The following is an 18,340-nucleotide window of genomic DNA, read 5'->3' on the forward strand; positions in this document are numbered from 1 at the left end:
GCTCCGCCGCCGCTCTGCCCGCCGCCCCCCGCCTGCTCCGCCGGCCGGGGGCGGCGGTGTCCCCGGGCCGTCGGCGCCCCGGTCCATGCGGCCCGTGCAGGGGCTGGAGGGGAGTGCCTGATTGTTGCGACAATGAGGGAGACCGGCACGGCCGCCAGCGGGCGAGGGCGTCGGTCGGGCGGAAGGAGTGCGGATGAAGCGTCCGACCATGGCGGACATCGCCCGGCGGGCCGGGGTGACCAAGGGCGCGGTCTCCTTTGCGCTCAACGGCAAGCCCGGGGTGTCCGAGGCGACGCGACGCCGCATCCTGGCGATCGCGGAAGAGCTGGGATGGCAGCCCAACAGCGCCGCCCGAGCCCTCTCCGACGGCCGCGCCGGGGCGTTCGGCCTGGTCATCGACCGGCCCGCGCCCTCGCTGGGGGTCGAACCCTTCTTCATGCAGCTCATCTCGGGCATCCAGGCCGAGCTCTCCCGGCGGGGCGTCGCCCTGCTGTTCACCCTCGCCGAGGACGTCCAGGCCCAGGTCGCCGTCTACCGGGAGTGGTGGGCCAGCCGCCGGGTCGACGGGGTCTTCCTGGTCGACGTCCATATCGGGGACCCGAGGATCGGGGCGCTGGAGGAGCTCCAGCTGCCCGCCGTGGTGATCGGCTCTCCGGTCGCCTCGGGGAGCCTGCCCGCCGTGTGGAACGACGAGCTGGACGGTGTCCGGCTGGTGGTGGACCACCTCGCGGGGCTGGGGCACCGCAGCATCGCCCGGGTGAGCGGCCCCGCCGAACTGCTGCACACCCGGCAGCGCTCGGCCGCCTTCGACGCTGTCACCGCGGAGCTGGGACTGCGCGCCGTCACCGTCGAGGGCGACTACACCGGCGACCGGGGCGCCGCCGCCGCCCTGGAGCTGCTGGACCGCCCCGACCGCCCCACCGCCGTCGTCTTCGACAACGACCTGATGGCGGTCTCCGGCCTCAGCGCGGCCCAGCAGCGCGGTATCGGGGTGCCCGCCGATGTCTCCATGCTGGCCTGGGACGACTCCCCGCTGTGCGAGGTGATCCGGCCCGGACTGACCGCGCTGCGCCGTGACATCGCCGAGTACGGTGCGCAGGCGGCCCGCCGGCTGTGCGACCTGGCCAAAGGTCTTGAGGTCGGCCATCTCCAGGTCGAGGGACCGGTACTGGTGCAGCGCGGCAGCACGGCGGCGCTGAGTCCGGCGAGGGTCTGAGACCGGCGAGGGTCTGGGTCCGGCGAGGGTCTGAGACCGGCGAGGGTCCGGGGCCGCCCGGCCCGGTGGCGCGGCCGTCTGAACGGGCCAACCGCCAGGACTCGCGTTCCGGACATTTGACCATTAACCCCTCCAATGGTTGCATCGGGTGACTGCCGCGCCCGCCCGGCAGTGCCCCGTGTCCGGAGGCCACCGAGTGAGACCCCGCCTCGTAGCAGCGGCAGCCGCGGCAGCTGTCCTCTGCGCCGCCGCGTCGGCCGGCTGCGGTACGGGCCCGGGCCGCCGGGGGGACAGCCACCGGCTGGTGTACTGGGCCAGCAACCAGGGCGCGGACCTCAACGCCGACCGCCGCATCCTGCAACCGGAGCTGGCGAAGTTCCGCCGCCGCACCGGCATCGACGTCCACCTGGAGGTCGTCCCCTGGTCCGACCTGCTCAACCGGATCCTGGCGGCGGCCGCCTCGGGCCGGGGCCCCGACGTCGTCAACATCGGCAACACCTGGTCCGCCTCGCTCCAGGCCACCGGCGCCCTGGTGCCCTTCGACCCGGCCGCCCTGGACCGGGTCGGCGGCCGGTCCCACTTCCTCGCCTCCTCCATGGCCTCCACCGGTGCTCCCGGCAAGCCCCCCGCGGCCGTGCCGCTCTACGGGCTGGCGTACGGCCTCTTCTACAACCGGAGACTCTTCGCCCAAGCCGGTCTGGAACCACCCGCCACCTGGGCCGAGCTGGTCGCCGCGGGCAGACGGCTCACCGACCCGGGCGGCGGCCGCTGGGGCATGGCCGTCCAGGGCGCCAGCTACACCGAGAACTCCCACTTCGCCTTCATCTTCGGCAAGCAGCACGGCGCCGCCGTCTTCCACGGCTCCACCCCGGACTTCGCCGCCCCGGAGATGGTCGCCGGCGTCCAGCAGTACGTGGACCTGGTGGGCCGCGACCGGATCGCCGACCCCTCCAGCGCCGAGTACTCCAACGACACCCCGTTCATCCGGGCCTTCGCCACCGGCCGCGCCGCCATGGTGATGCTCCAGTCCTACGGCACCACCGCGATCGAGGCCGACGGGATGAAGCCCGCCGACTACGGAGTGGTGCCCATCCCGCTGCCCGACCCGCTGCCGCCCGGCGGCCGGGCGGTCACCAGCCTCGTCGGCGGCATCAACATCGCGGCCATGGCCGACTCCGGCAACCCCGAGGGGGCCCTGCGCCTGATCGGCTTCATGACCGGCACCGAGGAGCAGAAGATCCTCAACCGGGCATACGGCTCACTGCCCGTCACCCCCGCCGCCTATGACGACCCGGCCTTCCGGACACCGATCGCGAGGATCTTCCGGCAGGTGCTGGCCACCACATCGGCACCGCTGCCGATGATCCCCGAGGAGGCGCAGTTCGAGACCCTGGTCGGCAACGCCGTCCAGGAGCTGCTGGCCGCCGCGGCGGCCGGTCGGACCGTGGACGCCTCCACGGTCCGGGCCCGGCTGGCGTTCGCCGACAGCCAGATGCAGACCGGCGTATGAGCTCCGCCCGGCGGCCGCGCCGGTCCAGGGCCGTCCACGCACTGCCCTGGCTGTTCCTGCTCCCGGCGCTCGCCGCCGAACTCCTGGTCCATCTGGTGCCGATGGCGGTGGGGGTGCTGATGAGCATCTACCAGGTCACCGTCTACGAGATCCGCAACTGGACCAGCGCCCCCGGCCCCACCCTCGCCAACTACCGTCTGGCGGTGGACTTCCAGGGACCGGTCGGCTCGGCGCTGCTCAGATCCTTCGCCCTCACCCTCGCCTTCACCGTCCTGGTGGTGGGTGTCTCCTGGCTGATCGGCCTCGTCGCGGCGGTACTGCTGCACCCCGTCTTCCGCGGCCGGTCACTGCTGCGCACCGTCTTCCTGGTGCCGTACGCACTGCCCGTCTACGCCTCGGTGATCACCTGGAGCTTTATGCTCCAGCGGGACACCGGGGCGGTGAACGCCCTGCTGGTCGACACCCTGGGACTGACCGCCCACCGCCCGTTCTGGCTGATCGGCCCCCATGCCTTCTGGTCGCTGGTGACGGTGGACATCTGGCGGACCTGGCCCTTCGCCCTGCTCACCCTGACCGCCGGACTGCAGACCGTCCCGGAGGAGCTCTACGAGGCCGCCGCGCTGGACGGTGCCGGCCTGCTGCGGCAGCTGCGCTCGGTCACCCTGCCGATCCTCGCCCCGGTCAACCGGGTGCTGGTGATCGTGCTCTTCCTGTGGACCTTCAACGACTTCACCACCCCGTACACCCTCTTCGGCCACTCGGCGCCGCCCTCCGGCGACCTGGTCGCGATCCACATCTACCAGGCGTCCTTCATCACCTGGAACTTCGGGCTCGGCTCGGCCATGTCCGTGCTGCTGCTGGCCTTCCTGGCGGCCGCCGTCGGCTTCCCCCTGCTGGCCGGACGGATGCTGCGACGGGCCGCCGGAAAGGGGACGGGCACCGGATGAGCAACCCCCGCTGGCTCCGTCCGCTGCGCTGGGTGCTCCTCGCCCTGCTGGCCGCGTTCACCCTGCTGCCCGTCTATGTGATGGCGACGTCGTCCCTCAAACCCCTGCGGGACGTGCAGGGCGGCTTCACCTGGTGGCCCACCAGCCCCACGCTCTCCCCTTATGCCGACATGTGGCACACCGTGCCGCTGGCGCGCTACTTCGCCAACAGCGCCGTCGTCGCCTGCGGGGCCACCGCGGCCTCGGTGGTCATCGCCCTGGCCGCCGCCTACGCCCTCAGCCGTTACCGGTTCCGCGGCCGCGGCACCTTCCTCGCCGTGGTGCTCTCCACCCAGATGCTGCCGGGCATCCTCTTCCTGCTGCCGCTCTTCCTGATCTACGTCAACCTCGAACGCCATCTGGGCATCGAGCTCTACGCCACCCGAACCGGCCTGGCCCTCACCTATCTCACCTTCTCCCTCCCCTTCTCCATCTGGCTGCTGACCGGGTACTTCGAGTCCATCCCCCGTGAACTCGACGAGGCCGCCCGGGTCGACGGCGCCTCACCGCCCGCCGTCCTGCTGCGGATCATCGTCCCCGCGGCGGCCCCCGGGATCGCGGCCGTGGCGGTCTTCGCCTTCATGACCGCCTGGGGGGAGATCCTCTTCGCCTCGGTGCTGACCGACGAGTCCACCCGCACCCTCGCCGTGGGCCTCCAGTCCTACGCCACCCAGTCCAATGTCTACTGGAACCAGGTGATGGCCGCGTCGCTGGTCGTCAGCGCCCCCGTGGTGGCAGGGTTCCTGGCCCTCCAGCGCTATCTGGTCCGGGGCATGGCCGCGGGGGCGGTCAGATGACCGCCGTCCGGGGCCCGGGGGAGGGGACCGGGAGGGGGCCCGCCGGCGGCAGGCGCAGAGCTGCGCTGGTGAGCAGGTACTGGGCAGCCAGATAGGTCGCCATCACCCAGAGGTCCTGGCCGGGCAGATGCGGCCAGTCGGCCAGGTCGGCGGCGATCAGCCCGTCGGAGAACAGGAAGAGGGCGCCGCCCGCGCCGGCGCGCACACCGAGCCCCGCGGAGCTGACCGCGGTGCCGGTGAGCAGCAGGCTGTAGGCAGCCACCGGGATCCGCAGCCCGCCCAGACCGGGCCACAGACAGCCGACCAGCACCGCCCACAGGACGCCGTACACAGCGATCGGCGCGGCCGCCCGGCGCAGGTCGGCGAAGGCGCCGTGGCGGGTGAAGAGCGTCACATAGCAGACATGGCCGGCCGCGAAGCAGCCCATGCCGGCCAGGAAGGCGGTGTCGGCTCCGAACTCCAGCAGGGAGTCGCCCGCCGCGCCGAACAGCAGGGCGGCGGCGAGCAGCCGCGGGACGCGGTCGGCCGCGGTCGCCGCATAGGCCGCCAGCAGCAGCATCAGTGCGGGCTTGGAGGCATGCTCCGCGACCGGGAGGCCGACCGCCAGCGCCACCAGGTGGACGGCCCCGGCCACCGCGAAGGCCGCCAGCAGCACCCGGGCGGCAGTACGGCGCTGACCTCCGGTCACAGCGCACCGCCCTCGGCGAGGGACCCCGTGGCCGGGGCGTCCGCCGCGGAACCGGAGCGGATGCCCGCCTCGACGGGCTGCCAGCCGGGGCCCCGCAGCAGATGCCCCAGCCGGTCGCGCCAGCCCCGGGCGGCGGCGATGTCACGGGCGATGGCCGCGTACTCATGGGTGGCCACCCGGAGCGGGTTGTGGGTGGTGATGTTCTTGGTGAGGCCGTAGACGGGCCGTACGGTCTCCGCTGCGAACGTGCCGAAGAGCCGGTCCCAGACGATCAGGATCCCGCCGAAGTTGCGGTCCAGATAACCGCCCTGGGAGGCGTGGTGGACCCGGTGGTGGGAAGGAGTGTTGAGGAGCAGTTCGACCGGCCGGGGCAGCCGGTCGATGCGCTCGGTGTGGATCCAGAACTGGTACACCAGATTGACCGAGGAACAGAAGGCGAGGGCCGCCGGGTGCACCCCGGCGAGGATCATGGGCACATAGAAGATCCAGGTGGTGGCGCCGGTCCAGGGCTGCCGCAGCGCCGTGGAGAGGTTGTAGCGGCGGCTGGAGTGGTGCACCACATGGCAGGCCCACAGGATGCGGACGACATGGTGTCCGCGGTGCGACCAGTAGTAGCAGAAGTCCTGGGCCAGCAGCATCAGCGGGACCGTCCACCAGGCCAGTGGCACCCGCAGGGGGGTGAGCTCGTACAGTGCGCTGTAGATCGCGACGGTCGGGATCTTCCACAGCGCGTCGAAGAAGAGGCTGCCGAGCCCCATGGAGAGACTGGTCGCTGTGTCCCTGCCCGCATACCCCTGCTCGTCGTCGTCCGGATGGAAGCGGTAGGAGACCAGCTCCAGGACGGTGAGCAGCACGAAGGCGGGAATGGACCACAGCACGACATCGGGCAGGTTCGGCATGTCGGCACACGATAGGTGGGCGGAGGCCTCGGCGGAAGAGGTGTTACCGCCGCGTAGGAGATCCACATGGGAGGGAGAGGCAGATGGCCGGAGGCAAGGGGCGGCACCCCGACGCCCGAGAGGTGTGGGCGCTGTACGAGGAGACACGGCGGCCGGGGGTCCCGGGCCTGGCGGCGCGGGTCGCCGCCGCGCCCAGGCTGTTCCGCACCGCACTGCGCGGTGAGTACCCTCATCTGCCGCGCGGCAGAACGCTGGTGTGCACCCTGCTGATGCTGGTCTATCTGGCCTCCCCGCTGGACGCGGTGCCGGACTTCATCCCGGTGGTCGGCTGGATGGACGACGCGGGGGTGCTGATGTGGACGCTGCGCGCCCTGGTGCACGAGTCCGGTCGCTTCCTGCTGTGGGAGCAGGCCACCGCCTCGGCGGCGGAGCACCGTCCCTGAGGGGGCGCCCGACGGGGGGCCGCCATCGCCTACGCTGAGCGCGATGGACGAGTACGGGCAGCCGGGGAACGTGATGCAGCTGACCGGGCCGGAGAGCGGAACCACCGCCGACGACCTGCGACGGCTTGCCCGCTGGTTCGACGTATCCACTTCCGGGCAGGCACACGACCTCTTCGCCGCCGCCTTCGGCCTCTACGGCGCCAGGCACCTCGGCACCGTACCCGGCCCCGGCGCCGCGCTGCCCGCTCACACCAGCTGGTGGCACGGCCCGGCGGCCGGGCCCGCCCCGCTGCCGGCCGCACTGCGGGTGCCGACCGCGCGGGGCCCCCGCGGCCGTGCCCTGCCCGAACCAGGCGCCGAGCCCCGGCCCGCCGGGGCCACCGGAGCGCCCCGCCACGCCCGGCCGCTGCGGCCCGCCGCCGACGGCGCCCAGGACGACTCCGCGAGCGCGGAGCGCCGTGCGGCGGCCCGGCTGCTGCTCGCCCACCCGCTGATCACCGCCACCGGCCCCTGGGCGGCGAGCCTGCCCCAGATCCGCCGCCACTCGGACGCGCTGGCCCAGCGGTTCGACCGCTTCCTCGGCTACCGCCTGGAGGTGGACGAGCATGCGGCCCGGCTGTTCAAGGCCGGGCTGGGCACCGGCTGCGGCCGCGGCCTGCGCCGCCCCGGCGACGGCGCGCCCTTCACCCCGGGCTCCTATGCGGCCCTGGCCCTGGTCCTTGCGACCCTGCCCGACCTCCCCGCCGGTCCGACCCCCGCGGAGCTGCGTGCCGAGGTCCGCAGCACGGCCTCGGCGGCAGGCCTGCAGGACGCCGTCGAGGAGGACCGACTCGCGGACGCACTGGCAGTACTGATCGACCGTCAGGTCATCGGTGCCGCCGAGGATGGGCGGCTGCTGGTCCACCATGGAGTGGCCCGGCTACTGCCGGCCGGCCCGCTGGCCGACGCCGCCGACGGTGACGACCTGGTACGGCGCGCCGCCGACCCCGGCCCAGGCGGTGAACGGACCTATGTGCGGCGCAGGCTGGCCGAGAACCCCGTGGTCCTGCTGGACGAGCTCACCCGGCGCGAGCGCGGATGGCTGCGGACCCGGCAGCGCCGTGAGGCGGAGACCTTCGCCGACTTCCTGGGTCTGGAGGCGGAGATCCGGGCCGAGGGTGTCGCGCTGCTCGACCCCGCGGACGAGCTCTCCGACCTCGACCCCGGTCCGCCCGGCACCGCGGTTCTGGCCCGCGCGGCACTGCTGCTCGCCGAGCGGCTGGTGGAGCAGCTGCGCCCGGTGCCCGGTGACGCCGTCTCCAGGACGGCGGCCGGACCGGTGATCGGGGTGCCGGTGCCCGACGCCGCGATCGACGGGGTGCTGGGCGATGTCGCCGACGAGTACGGCGCCAGGCCCGGCTGGCCCGCCGGATATCTGGCCGACCGTGCGGCGCTGCGGTGTGACGTCCTGGAGCTGCTGCACCGGATGCAGTTGATGGCGCCCGCCGGTCCGGTGCGCGCCGACACCGCGTCCGACCAGGGAGCGGAGGATGACGGGGGGAGTGCGGTCGCCGATGTGCGCGGGGCGCGCGGTGAGGCGGCCACGGGATGGGTGCTGCTGGCGCCGGCGGCACGCTACGCCCCGGGCGCCCAGGCCGTTCCTGCCCGCCCCGGCCGCCATGCGCGCACCCAGGACTGACCCGAGCGGGTCCGGCGTTGCCCGGGACTGAACGCCGCCCGGGGCTGATCGCGGTCCGGGGCTGATCGCCGTCCGGGACTGACTGCGATCCGGGGCTGAACGCCGCCCGGGGCTGAACGCCGCCCGGGGGTGACCGTCGCTCGGCGTCGACCGCCGTCCGGGGACTGCCGCTGCCGGAGGCGCCCCGTCATCCGTGAGCCGCGCGTGCCGGCGACCGTACGGGTGGTGGAGCCGGGAGGGCCGGCGGGTCAGCGCCCGGAGGCGGCGGCCGTCGCGGAGACCGGGCTGTGGTGCACCTCGACCGCCGCCCCGGCGGACAGCGTGCCCAGCAGCAGCACTGCGGTGGTCCCGGTGGCGGCCAGCAGCCGGCGGTGGCGGCGGGGGAGGGGGAAGACCGTTCCGGGGAAGCTGCTGACGGGAGCGGTCGCTGCGGATGCGACCAAGGTCAGCCGAGGGTCGCGGTTCCGGTTCTGTGCCATGGGGAAAGCCTTCCAGAGTGGTGTTAAACGGTCCTTACGCCTCCATGAAGTCCGGGCGGGCTGCGGGCGTCCAAGGGCCGCTCTGTCGATCTGCGTCACAGCGGACATATCGGGAAATCACCCATAAGGAGGATGGCTCAAGGACCGGAAACGTGATCGTCTTCCTTGTGTTACGACGGGCGTATTGCCACGCGGTGTTCGGCCGTCCTAGCTTCTACGCACGTAGATCGACAGCGACAGTTCGCCGACCGGACCACCGCACGCCCGCCCCGCGGACGGCGGAGTTGAGGGGGCCTCATGTCCAGGATCGTCCGCGCCGCCCTTGTCCAGACCAAGTGGACGGGCGACAAGGAGTCCATGATCGACCAGCATGAGCGGTACGCCCGCGAGGCGGCCGCCCAGGGGGCCCGGATCATGGGCTTCCAGGAGGTCTTCAATGCGCCGTACTTCTGCCAGGTGCAGGAGCCGGAGCACTACCGCTGGGCCGAGCCCGTCCCCGACGGACCGACCGTGGTGCGGATGCAGGCACTGGCCAAGGAGCTCGGCATGGTGCTGGTGGTGCCGGTGTACGAGGTCGAACAGGCCGGCTTCTACTACAACACCGCCGCCGTGATCGACGCCGACGGCAGCTACCTCGGCAAGTACCGCAAGCACCACATCCCGCAGGTCAAGGGCTTCTGGGAGAAGTACTACTTCAAGCCCGGCAATCTCGGCTGGCCGGTCTTCGACACCGCGGTGGGCCGGGTCGGGGTGTACATCTGCTACGACCGGCACTTCCCCGAGGGCTGGCGCGCCCTCGGCCTGGCCGGCGCCGAGATCGTCTACAACCCCTCCGCCACCAGCCGCTCGCTGTCCGCCTACCTCTGGCAGCTGGAGCAGCCGGCCGCGGCCGTCGCCAATGAGTACTTCATCGCGGCGATCAACCGGGTCGGCGTCGAGGAGTACGGCGACAACGACTTCTACGGCACCTCCTACTTCGTCGACCCGCGCGGCCAGTTCGTCGGCGAGGTCGCCTCCGACAAGGCCGAGGAGCTGGTCGTCCGCGACCTCGACCTCGACCTGATCCAGGAGGTGCGCCAGGGCTGGGCGTTCTACCGGGACCGCCGCCCCGACGCCTATGGACCGCTCACCGAGGCCTGACGGAAAGGGACACCAGAAGCCGTATGAACGACACCGGTCCCCACGCGGCGCTGCACGCCCGGCACCGTGCCGTCACCCCCGCCTGGCTCGCCACCTACTACCGGCAGCCCATCGAGATCACCCATGGCGAGGGCCGCCATGTCTGGGACGCCGAGGGCCGCCGCTATCTGGACTTCTTCGGCGGCATCCTGACCACGATGACCGCCCATGCGCTGCCCGAGGTCGCCAAGGCGGTCGCTGAGCAGGCCGGGCGGATCCTGCACACCTCCACCCTCTACCTCTCCACGCCGATGGTGGAGCTGGCCGAGCAGATCGCCGAGCTCTCCGGCATCCCGGACGCCAAGGTCTTCTTCACCACCTCCGGGACCGAGGCCAATGACGCGGCGCTGCTGCTGGCGACCACCTACCGCCGCTCCAACCAGGTGCTGGCGATGCGCAACAGCTACCACGGCCGCTCCTTCAGCACCGTAGGCATCACCGGCAACAGCTCCTGGTCGCCGACCAGCCTCTCCCCGCTGCAGACCCTCTACGTCCATGGCGGAGTACGCACCAAGGGCCCCTTCGCCCACCTCTCCGACGCCGAGTTCATCGCCGCGTGCGTCGAGGACCTGGAGGACGTGCTCGGGCAGGCCGAGGGCACCGTGGCAGCGCTGATCGCCGAGCCGATCCAGGGCGTCGGAGGCTTCACCTCAGGTCCTGACGGCCTCTTCGCCGCCTTCAAACGGGTGCTGGACCGGCGCGGGATCCTGTGGATCACCGATGAGGTGCAGACCGGCTGGGGCCGCACCGGCGACCACTTCTGGGGCTGGCAGGCGCACGCCGACGCCGGGCCGCCCGACATTCTCACCTTCGCCAAGGGGGTCGGCAACGGGCTCTCCATGGGCGGCGTCGTCGCACGCGCCGAGGTGATGGACTGCCTGGGCGCCAACTCCATCTCCACCTTCGGCGGCAGTCCGATCACCACCGCCGGAGCGCTGGCCAATCTGCGCCATCTGCTGGACAACGACCTCCAGGCCAACACCCGGACCACCGGTGCACTCCTGCTGGGCCGGCTGCGGGAGGCCGCCGAGCGGCTCCCGGTCGTCGGGGAGGTCCGCGGCCGCGGGCTGATGATCGGCGTCGAGCTCGTCGGACCCGACGGCGAGCCCTCGCCCGCCGCCGCCACGGCGACCCTGGAGCACGCCCGTGAACTGGGCCTGCTGATCGGCAAGGGGGGCCGCCAGGGCAACGTCCTGCGGATCGCCCCGCCGCTCTCCCTCAGCACCGCCGAGGCCGAGGAGGGCGCAGAACTCCTCGTCCGGGCACTTCAGCAGGCCGGCGACGCCGCCGGGAAGGAGCAGGCCCCATGAGCCGTACCGTCATCCGCGGCGGCCTTGTCATCACCGCCGCCGAAGAGGTCCGGGCCGATGTGCTGATCGAGGGCGAGCAGGTGGTCGCCCTCGCCACCACCGGCAGTGCGGTGGCCGACGGCTGGACCGCCGACACCGTCATCGACGCCACCGGGCACTACGTCATCCCGGGCGGCGTGGACGCGCACACCCATATGCAGATGCCCTTCGGCGGCACCACCGCCGCGGACACCTTCGAGACCGGCACCCGCGCCGCCGCCTGGGGCGGCACCACCACCATCGTGGACTTCGCCATCCAGTCGGTCGGGTCCTCGCTGCGGGAGGGGCTGGACGCCTGGCACGCCAAGGCCGAGGGCAACTGCGCCGTCGACTACGGCTTCCACATGATCCTCTCCGATGTGACCGAGAACAGCCTCAAGGAGATGGACGCCCTGGTGGGGGAGGGGGTGACCTCCTTCAAGATGTTCATGGCCTACCCCGGTGTCTTCTACAGCGACGACGGCCGCATCCTGCGGGCCATGCAGCGGGGCGCCGCCAACGGTGGGCTGATCATGATGCACGCGGAGAACGGCATCGCCATCGACGTCCTGGTGGAGCAGGCCCTGGCCGCGGGCCGGACCGACCCCCGCTACCACGGCGAGGTCCGCCGTGAGCTGCTGGAGGCGGAGGCCACCCATCGGGCGATCAAGCTCGCCCAGGTGGCGGGCGCACCGCTGTATGTGGTCCATGTCTCCGCGGCCTCCGCCGTCGCCGAACTGGCCACCGCACGCCGGCAGGGCCTCCCGGTCTTCGGTGAGACCTGCCCGCAGTACCTCTTCCTCTCCACCGACAACCTCGCCGAGCCGGACTTCGAAGGCGCCAAGTACGTCTGCTCCACACCGCTGCGGCCCAGGGAGCACCAGGCCGAACTGTGGAAGGGCCTGCGCACCGGGGACCTCCAGGTGGTCTCCACCGACCACTGCCCCTTCTGCTTCTCGGGGCAGAAGGAGCTGGGACGGGGCGACTTCTCGAAGATCCCCAACGGGCTGCCGGGTGTGGAGAACCGGATGGACCTGCTCCACCAGGCGGTCCTGGACGGGCACATCACCCGCCGCCGCTGGATCGACATCGCCTGCGCCACCCCCGCCAGGATGTTCGGTCTGCACCCCCGCAAGGGCACCATCGCACCCGGCGCCGACGCCGACATCGTGGTGTACGACCCCACGGCACCCCAGACCATCTCGGCGACCACCCACCACATGAACGTCGACTACTCCGCCTACGAGGGGAAGCAGGTCACCGGGCGGGCCCGCACGGTGCTCTCCCGCGGCAGCGTCGTGGTCGACGCCGGAGCCTGGCTCGGCCGGGCCGGCCACGGCCGCTACCAGCCCCGCGCCACCTGCCAGTACCTCGGCTGACCCGGCGCCCCGCCAGGCGCACCGCACCCCACCGTCCGCCCGGACCGTCCGGCCCCGCATTCCGCATTTCGCATTCCGCATTTCGTGGCCCGCGGCCCGGACGGTCCCGGCGGCGACCCCGCACACCCTCAGGAGGACCCCGTGGACATCGGCCTCGTGCTCCAGACCGACCCGCCCGCCCAGCTGCTGGTCGAGCGGATGAAACGCGCCGAGCAGGCGGGCTTCACCCACGGCTGGACCTTTGACTCCTGTGTGCTGTGGCAGGAACCCTTCGTCATCTACAGCCGCATCCTGGCGGAGACCCGGCGCCTCACCGTCGGCCCCATGGTCACCAACCCGGCCACCCGCACCTGGGAGGTCACCGCCTCCCTCTTCGCCACCCTGGCCGACATGTACGGCAACCGGCTGGTCTGCGGCATCGGCCGCGGGGACTCCGCGATGCGGGTGGCCGGCCGCAGCCCCGCCACCCTGACCCGCCTCAGCCAGGCCATGCACGCCATCAAGGAGCTGGCGGAGGGCCGTGAGACGGAGGTCGACGGCACCGCCATGCGGCTGCCCTGGGTGCGGCCCGGAGCCGAACTGCCGATCTGGATGGGCGCCTACGGGCCCAAGGCGCTCGCCCTCACCGGCCGCCAGGCCGACGGCTTCATCCTGCAGCTTGCGGACCCCTATCTCACCGAGTGGATGGTCAAGGCGGTACGCAGCGCGGCTGCCGAGGCCGGTCGCGACCCCGACGCCGTCACCATCTGCGTCGCGGCCCCCGCCTATGTCACCGCCGACGACTCCCCGGCCGCCCTGGCCCACGCCCGCGAGCAGTGCCGCTGGTTCGGCGGCATGGTCGGCAACCATGTCGCCGACCTGGTCTCCCGCTACGGCGAGCACTCCTCGATGGTCCCCGAGGCGCTCACCGACTACATCAAGGAGCGCCACGGGTACGACTACAGCCACCACGGCCGCGCCGGAAACCCCGACACCGCCTTCGTCCCCGACGAGATCGTCGACCGCTTCTGCCTGATCGGCCCGGCCGCGACACAGATCGCCAGGCTGGAGCAGCTGCGCTCGCTCGGTGTCGACCAGTTCGCGGTCTATGCGATGCACGACGCGGTGGAGCAGACCATCGACGCCTATGGCTCATCCGTGATCCCCGCGGTGTCCGCACCGGCCACCGCCTGACGAACAGCGCCACCCTCTTCGCTCGTCCCCTTCGGCCTGATGACGGGCCGTCGGGTGTGCATGTGTCGGCTCGATGCTTCGAGATGCGAGGTGGCCGCTGATGTCTGCCAGGGAGAACACCCTGACCGAATCCTCCGCGCTCCAGCAGGTGTACCCGGACGGCCGGGTGGCGCTTGCCGAGGGGGTGGTGCTGGACGATCCCCGTTTTGCCAACGGCGACCTGGCGCCGGTGCCGGTGGAGCGCCGTACCTGGCGTACCTACAACTACCTGTCCCTCTGGGTGGGGATGGCGCACTGCATCCCGTCCTGGACGCTGGCATCCGGGCTGGTGGCGCTGGGCATGGACTGGAAGCAGGCCGTGCTGACCATCGCGCTGGCCAATCTGATCGTGCTGGTGCCGATGCTGCTCACCGGGCACGCCGGGACCAAGTACGGGATCCCGTTCCCGGTGTTCGCGCGTGCGTCGTTCGGTGTGCGCGGAGCGAACCTGCCGGCGATGGTGCGGGCAGCGGTGGCCTGCTGCTGGTTCGGCATCCAGACCTGGATCGGCGGCGAGGGCATCTACTTGCTGGCCGGGAAGGTCCTGGGCAAGGACTGGCTGACGACAAGTCTGGTCTTCGGGACGCCATGGACCCAGTGGCTGTCGTTCCTGCTGTTCTGGCTCCTTGAGATCGCGGTGATCACCCGCGGTATGGAGACACTGCGGCGGGTGGAGAACTGGGCCGCGCCGCTGGTGATCGTCGGCGCGCTGGTGCTGCTGGGCTTCATGGCCTCCAAGGCGGGCGGGTTCGGCCCGTTGCTGGACCAGCCCTCGCAGCTGGGCTGGGGCAGCGGCTTCTGGAAGGTCTTCTTCCCCTCGCTGATGGGCATGATCGGCTTCTGGTCGACGCTGTCGCTGAACATCCCCGACTTCACCCGCTTCGGCGGCAGCCAGCGCGCCCAGATCCGGGGCCAGGCGCTGGGCCTGCCCACCACGATGACCCTCTTCGCGGTGCTGTCCGTCCTGGTCACCTCGGGCTCCCAGGCCGTCTACGGCGAACCGATCTGGGACCCGATCGCGCTGAGCACCAAGATGAGCAATGTGGTCGGTGCGCTGTTCGCCCTGCTGATCGTGATGGTGGCCACCCTGTCGGTGAACATCGCCGCCAATGTGGTCTCGCCCGCCTACGACCTGTCCAATCTCCTGCCCCGGTTCATCAACTTCCGCACCGGAGCGCTGATCACGGGCGTGGTCGGCATCGCCATCCTGCCGTGGAAGCTGATCGCCAACCCCCATGTCTACATCTTCACCTGGCTGGGCATCGTCGGAGGGCTGCTCGGCACGGTCGCCGGCATCCTCATCGCCGACTACTGGTTCATCCGCCGCACCCGCCTGGAACTCGCCGACCTCTACCGGAGGGAGGGCCGCTACTGGTACACCGGCGGCTGGAACCTGCGGGCCGTCCTCGCCTTCCTCGTCGGCGGCCTGCTTGCGGTCGGCGGTTCCTACTCGACCGTCGTCAAGGGCGTGAAGCAGGGTCCCTTCCCTGCGGACGGCATCATCCCCTTCCTCAAGCCCCTGGCCGACTACGGCTGGGCCATCGGTCTGGCCTCCGCCTTCGTCCTCTATGCCGCTCTCGGCATCGGTCGTCGGCAGGCGGACTGACGTCCGGCCGGTAGCGCGCCGCCGCAGCCGCCCTGCTCAGCCGTCAGGGCGGTCGCGGCGCAGCCGGGTGAGGTGTGCGGCAGCGCGGACGGCCGGGCCCGACAATGTCCGCGGTACCCGGCGGTGCGGTTCACCGCGCCGGAACTGCTCGCTAGGGTGCGCCCATGGCTGTCATGGATGTCCACAACGATTCCCAGGGATGGCTCACGATGTGGCTCGAACCCCTTGGTGAGGACCGCTGGCTCAAGCCAGGTGAGGCATTCCGGGTCCGATCCGATTACTACGGCGACGAACTGGCCTTCTCGGTGAACTTCTGGCGGGACGACGACCCGTCGGCACAGATCGAGAACGTCGCCGTCTGGATCGAGAACGGTGACTGCTCCGCGGAGGTGGTCGACCGTGAGGGCAACGTCATCGAGTGCGGTCACCAAAGGCCCGATGAGATCAACAGGCGGTGGCAGGCCAGGCTCGACGCGGCGCAGCAGCCCGCAGCCGAGCGGAACGCCGGGCCGGAGCCGCTCGCCCGCGAGCCGCTGAGCGACTGACGGGCCGCCGGCGGTGCCGGGCACGATGCGGTCTCCCGCACCATGGCGAGATGGTCACGGGGAGCTGGACGTGACTGGACACGACGCACCTCACTCCACCCGATGGCGCCGGAGAACGCCGACCCGGACGGCGCAGCGCCGTTCCCGGCGCCCGGCGGGCGCCGACGGCCATGAGGCCCTGCCCCTCCGGGACGCGGATCCTCGCCACGGCTCCGCCGCCCCCGTGCGTCCGCACAACGGCGCCCCGGGGACGCAGGCGTGCCGCAGCTCCCCGGGCGGGCGGGCGTCCGTGTCAGGTCAGGGGCGGGGCCAGATCCGTCCGTCCAGGCGCTCGATGTCGGTGTTGAACCGCTTGAGGAAGGCGGCGAACCCGGCCACGTCCTCCGGTGTCCAGTCGGCCAGGACCTTGTCCAGACCGGCGACCAGCTCGGTGCGGGCCTCCTCCAGGCGTCGGGTGCCCTCGTCGGTGACCCGGAACTTGCGGGCGATGCCGCCCTCTGCGTCCGGGATGCGCTCCACCAGGCCGGAGCGCATCATCGCGGCGGTCTGCCGGTTGAGGGTGGAGGCGTCCAGGCCGAAGGCCTCGCTCAGCTGTCCGATGGACATCGGGCGGCCCTCCATATGGAGACGGCTGAGCAGGATGTAGGCGCTCCGGTCCAGCTCAGCGCTGGTGCGCTTGCTGCGGGCGCTCATATGGACGTGTCGGCCCAGCAGCATCGTCTCGTACTCGATCAAGTTGGTGGGCTTGTCCATGCGAGCTCTGCTCCGATCCGTGGTTCCTCCCGGTCAGTATGCCCGCGGCCCTATCCGTGCATCGTGCATCCGCTGTGCGCACTGCACAAAACATGGCCCGTGCATCACGCCCGGCACCGCCCCGCGAGCGGCCACCGGCGCCGCGCGGTGCCACGGCCGGTGCGCACCCGGCTGTGACCTGGCAAGGTGTCCCCAACCCGCAGACCGCGGCGCCGATGGAACGGAAGGAACACCGTGAGCCCTGCCCGCCCGATGCATCTCCTCCTCGCCCCCGACAAGTTCAAGGGCTCGCTCACCGCCGTCGAGGTGGCCCGGCATCTCACTGCCGGACTGCGACGGGTCGAGCCCGGGCTGGCGGTGACCGAACTGCCGGTCGCCGACGGGGGCGACGGCACCGTGGACGCCGCGGTGGCGGCCGGGTTCGAGCGCCGTGAGACGGTTGTCGCGGGGCCGCTGGGCGACCCGGTGCGGGCGGCCTTCGCGGTGCGCGGCGACACGGCGGTGATCGAGATGGCCGAGGCCTCGGGGCTGCGACGGCTTCCGGGCGGCCGTCTGGAACCGCTGCGGGCCGGCACCCGCGGAACCGGGGAGCTGATCCGTGCCGCGCTGGACGCCGGTGCTCGCAGGGTGGTGCTCGGTGTCGGCGGGAGCGCATCCACCGACGGCGGAGCGGGCATGCTCGCGGCGCTCGGCGCCCGGTTCCTGGACACCGCGGGGGAGCCGCTGCCGCCCGGCGGCGGCGCACTCACCGCGCTGGACCGGGTCGACCTCGGCGGGCTCGACCCGCGCCTGGCCGACGGGGGGACCGAGCTGGTGCTCGCCTCCGACGTGGACAACCCGCTGCTCGGCGAGAAGGGAGCGGCGGCCGTGTACGGACCCCAGAAGGGCGCCGGTCCTGACGATGTGGCCCTGCTGGACGCCGGCCTGGCCCGGCTGGCCGGATGCCTGGGCCGCGCCGCGGCCGACCAGCCGGGCGCCGGGGCGGCGGGCGGCGTGGGCTACGGGGCGCTGGCGGCCCTGGGCGCGGTGCGGCGCTCCGGTATCGAGGTGCTGCTGGAGGTGCTGGGCTTCGAGAGCGCCCTGGAGCGGGCGACCCTGGTGGTCACCGGTGAGGGCTCGCTGGACGCCCAGACACTGCACGGCAAGGCCCCCGCCGGGGTCGCCGAGGCGGCCCGCCGCCACGACCTGCCGGTGGTCGCCGTCTGCGGCCGTTTCGACCTGACGCCGCAGCAGCTTGCGGACGCGGGGCTGCTGCGGGCGTACGCCCTGACTGCTCTTGAGCCCGACCCGGCCCGCTGCATGGCGGAGGCAGGCCCGCTGCTGGAGTGCGTCGGAGAGGCCCTGGCACGGGATCTGCTGGCGGGCTGAGGCGGGGCGGCCGGTCCTTCCACCGGGAGCCCCTGGTGGACGGGGGAGAGGACGCCGTCCCACGGCCTGGCGGCGGCCACCGGAGTGCTGCCGGTCGAGCGGCTCGGTGCGACCGCACGGGACCGCCTCGCCGGCCGGACCTCCTGAGCCGCGAGCGCGGGGCGGAACCCGGGCGGTGGCGCGGCCTTGAGGTGGTGTGATGCCATGCCGCACTCCGGCGCGGAGGAGTTTGCGCCCGCAAGTCCCGCCCCGCCTGCGCCGTTTCACAGCTCAC

General features: G+C 72.1%; 17 protein-coding genes. 13 read left to right on the forward strand and 4 right to left on the reverse strand.

The window, feature by feature from the left end:
- Window positions 1–193 precede the first annotated feature (193 nt).
- The 4 genes from AB0761_RS30015 (at window position 194) to AB0761_RS30030 (ending at window position 4,509) form a co-directional block, all read left to right on the forward strand.
- On the forward strand, window positions 194–1,216 hold the full coding sequence (locus tag AB0761_RS30015) for a LacI family DNA-binding transcriptional regulator (protein ID WP_377272276.1): 1,023 nt from the start codon (window positions 194–196) through the stop codon (window positions 1,214–1,216).
- A 196-nt stretch (window positions 1,217–1,412) separates the two neighbouring features.
- A complete protein-coding gene (locus AB0761_RS30020) occupies window positions 1,413–2,726 on the forward strand; it encodes an extracellular solute-binding protein (protein ID WP_377272277.1) in 1,314 nt (437 codons plus the stop codon).
- Window positions 2,723–3,673: a carbohydrate ABC transporter permease gene (locus AB0761_RS30025; protein WP_377272278.1), complete on the forward strand. Its 951-nt coding sequence runs from the start codon at window positions 2,723–2,725 to the stop codon at window positions 3,671–3,673. Before AB0761_RS30020 ends, AB0761_RS30025 begins: the two co-directional genes overlap by 4 nt.
- Window positions 3,670–4,509: a carbohydrate ABC transporter permease gene (locus AB0761_RS30030; RefSeq protein ID WP_377272279.1), complete on the forward strand. Its 840-nt coding sequence runs from the start codon at window positions 3,670–3,672 to the stop codon at window positions 4,507–4,509. Before AB0761_RS30025 ends, AB0761_RS30030 begins: the two co-directional genes overlap by 4 nt.
- Here AB0761_RS30030 and AB0761_RS30035 read toward each other — a convergent pair.
- Window positions 4,502–5,197, reverse strand: a complete 696-nt coding sequence (locus AB0761_RS30035; protein ID WP_377272280.1) for a lysoplasmalogenase — start codon at window positions 5,195–5,197, stop codon at window positions 4,502–4,504. The genes AB0761_RS30030 and AB0761_RS30035 overlap by 8 nt on opposite strands.
- Window positions 5,194–6,096 (reverse strand): sterol desaturase family protein, encoded by a 903-nt coding sequence (locus AB0761_RS30040; RefSeq protein WP_377272281.1) that lies wholly within the window; start codon window positions 6,094–6,096, stop codon window positions 5,194–5,196. The genes AB0761_RS30035 and AB0761_RS30040 overlap by 4 nt, the downstream gene beginning before the upstream one ends.
- Window positions 6,097–6,179: 83 nt before the next feature.
- On the opposite strand from AB0761_RS30040, the gene AB0761_RS30045 reads away from it, so the two are divergent.
- Together AB0761_RS30045 and AB0761_RS30050 are read left to right on the forward strand one after the other, a co-directional pair.
- The gene (locus AB0761_RS30045) at window positions 6,180–6,539 is read left to right on the forward strand and encodes a YkvA family protein (RefSeq protein WP_377272282.1); all 360 of its coding nucleotides are present in this window, start codon (window positions 6,180–6,182) and stop codon (window positions 6,537–6,539) included.
- A 43-nt stretch (window positions 6,540–6,582) separates the two neighbouring features.
- Window positions 6,583–8,217: a DUF2398 family protein gene (locus AB0761_RS30050; RefSeq protein ID WP_377272283.1), complete on the forward strand. Its 1,635-nt coding sequence runs from the start codon at window positions 6,583–6,585 to the stop codon at window positions 8,215–8,217.
- Between the two features lie 248 nt (window positions 8,218–8,465).
- Here AB0761_RS30050 and AB0761_RS30055 read toward each other — a convergent pair whose 3' ends face one another.
- The gene (locus tag AB0761_RS30055) at window positions 8,466–8,696 is read right to left on the reverse strand and encodes a hypothetical protein (protein ID WP_377272284.1); all 231 of its coding nucleotides are present in this window, start codon (window positions 8,694–8,696) and stop codon (window positions 8,466–8,468) included.
- 297 nt (window positions 8,697–8,993) lie between these two features.
- On the opposite strand from AB0761_RS30055, the gene AB0761_RS30060 reads away from it, so the two are divergent.
- The 6 genes from AB0761_RS30060 (at window position 8,994) to AB0761_RS30085 (ending at window position 15,945) form a co-directional block, all read left to right on the forward strand.
- Window positions 8,994–9,836, forward strand: coding sequence for a nitrilase-related carbon-nitrogen hydrolase (locus tag AB0761_RS30060; protein ID WP_055585205.1), 843 nt, complete (start codon window positions 8,994–8,996; stop codon window positions 9,834–9,836).
- 23 nt (window positions 9,837–9,859) lie between these two features.
- Window positions 9,860–11,185 (forward strand): aspartate aminotransferase family protein, encoded by a 1,326-nt coding sequence (locus AB0761_RS30065; RefSeq protein WP_377272285.1) that lies wholly within the window; start codon window positions 9,860–9,862, stop codon window positions 11,183–11,185.
- Window positions 11,182–12,582, forward strand: a complete 1,401-nt coding sequence (gene hydA, locus AB0761_RS30070; protein WP_377272286.1) for a dihydropyrimidinase — start codon at window positions 11,182–11,184, stop codon at window positions 12,580–12,582. Before AB0761_RS30065 ends, hydA begins: the two co-directional genes overlap by 4 nt.
- Before the next feature lie 141 nt (window positions 12,583–12,723).
- Window positions 12,724–13,755: a TIGR03842 family LLM class F420-dependent oxidoreductase gene (locus tag AB0761_RS30075; RefSeq protein WP_377272287.1), complete on the forward strand. Its 1,032-nt coding sequence runs from the start codon at window positions 12,724–12,726 to the stop codon at window positions 13,753–13,755.
- 100 nt (window positions 13,756–13,855) lie between these two features.
- Window positions 13,856–15,400, forward strand: a complete 1,545-nt coding sequence (locus tag AB0761_RS30080; protein ID WP_377272288.1) for an NCS1 family nucleobase:cation symporter-1 — start codon at window positions 13,856–13,858, stop codon at window positions 15,398–15,400.
- A 164-nt stretch (window positions 15,401–15,564) separates the two neighbouring features.
- A complete protein-coding gene (locus AB0761_RS30085; RefSeq protein ID WP_377272289.1) occupies window positions 15,565–15,945 on the forward strand; it encodes a hypothetical protein in 381 nt (126 codons plus the stop codon).
- Between the two features lie 297 nt (window positions 15,946–16,242).
- Here AB0761_RS30085 and AB0761_RS30090 read toward each other — a convergent pair whose 3' ends face one another.
- A complete protein-coding gene (locus AB0761_RS30090; RefSeq protein ID WP_377272290.1) occupies window positions 16,243–16,698 on the reverse strand; it encodes a MarR family winged helix-turn-helix transcriptional regulator in 456 nt (151 codons plus the stop codon).
- Window positions 16,699–16,950: 252 nt separating this feature from the next.
- Between AB0761_RS30090 and AB0761_RS30095 the strand changes: the two genes are divergently transcribed.
- Window positions 16,951–18,066 carry a glycerate kinase gene (locus AB0761_RS30095; RefSeq protein WP_377274395.1) on the forward strand — a complete coding sequence of 372 codons (1,116 nt, stop codon included), beginning with the start codon at window positions 16,951–16,953 and terminating at the stop codon, window positions 18,064–18,066.
- The last annotated feature ends 274 nt before the right edge of the window (window positions 18,067–18,340 follow it).

This window comes from Peterkaempfera podocarpi (genome assembly GCF_042466665.1).
GTDB classification, from domain to species: Bacteria; Actinomycetota; Actinomycetes; order Streptomycetales; family Streptomycetaceae; genus Peterkaempfera; species Peterkaempfera podocarpi.

Excerpts from the sequence above, each read along its gene's own strand:
- AB0761_RS30015 (WP_377272276.1), top strand. The coding sequence starts at position 194 with ATGAAGCGTCCGACCATGGCGGACATCGCCCGGCGGGCCGGGGTGACC.
- AB0761_RS30025 (WP_377272278.1), top strand. The coding sequence starts at position 2,723 with ATGAGCTCCGCCCGGCGGCCGCGCCGGTCCAGGGCCGTCCACGCACTG.
- AB0761_RS30030 (WP_377272279.1), top strand. The coding sequence starts at position 3,670 with ATGAGCAACCCCCGCTGGCTCCGTCCGCTGCGCTGGGTGCTCCTCGCC.
- AB0761_RS30040 (WP_377272281.1), bottom strand. The coding sequence starts at position 6,096 with ATGCCGAACCTGCCCGATGTCGTGCTGTGGTCCATTCCCGCCTTCGTG.
- AB0761_RS30045 (WP_377272282.1), top strand. The coding sequence starts at position 6,180 with ATGGCCGGAGGCAAGGGGCGGCACCCCGACGCCCGAGAGGTGTGGGCG.
- AB0761_RS30050 (WP_377272283.1), top strand. The coding sequence starts at position 6,583 with ATGGACGAGTACGGGCAGCCGGGGAACGTGATGCAGCTGACCGGGCCG.
- AB0761_RS30055 (WP_377272284.1), bottom strand. The coding sequence starts at position 8,696 with ATGGCACAGAACCGGAACCGCGACCCTCGGCTGACCTTGGTCGCATCC.
- AB0761_RS30060 (WP_055585205.1), top strand. The coding sequence starts at position 8,994 with ATGTCCAGGATCGTCCGCGCCGCCCTTGTCCAGACCAAGTGGACGGGC.
- AB0761_RS30065 (WP_377272285.1), top strand. The coding sequence starts at position 9,860 with ATGAACGACACCGGTCCCCACGCGGCGCTGCACGCCCGGCACCGTGCC.
- hydA (WP_377272286.1), top strand. The coding sequence starts at position 11,182 with ATGAGCCGTACCGTCATCCGCGGCGGCCTTGTCATCACCGCCGCCGAA.
- AB0761_RS30080 (WP_377272288.1), top strand. The coding sequence starts at position 13,856 with ATGTCTGCCAGGGAGAACACCCTGACCGAATCCTCCGCGCTCCAGCAG.
- AB0761_RS30085 (WP_377272289.1), top strand. The coding sequence starts at position 15,565 with ATGGCTGTCATGGATGTCCACAACGATTCCCAGGGATGGCTCACGATG.
- AB0761_RS30090 (WP_377272290.1), bottom strand. The coding sequence starts at position 16,698 with ATGGACAAGCCCACCAACTTGATCGAGTACGAGACGATGCTGCTGGGC.
- AB0761_RS30095 (WP_377274395.1), top strand. The coding sequence starts at position 16,951 with ATGCATCTCCTCCTCGCCCCCGACAAGTTCAAGGGCTCGCTCACCGCC.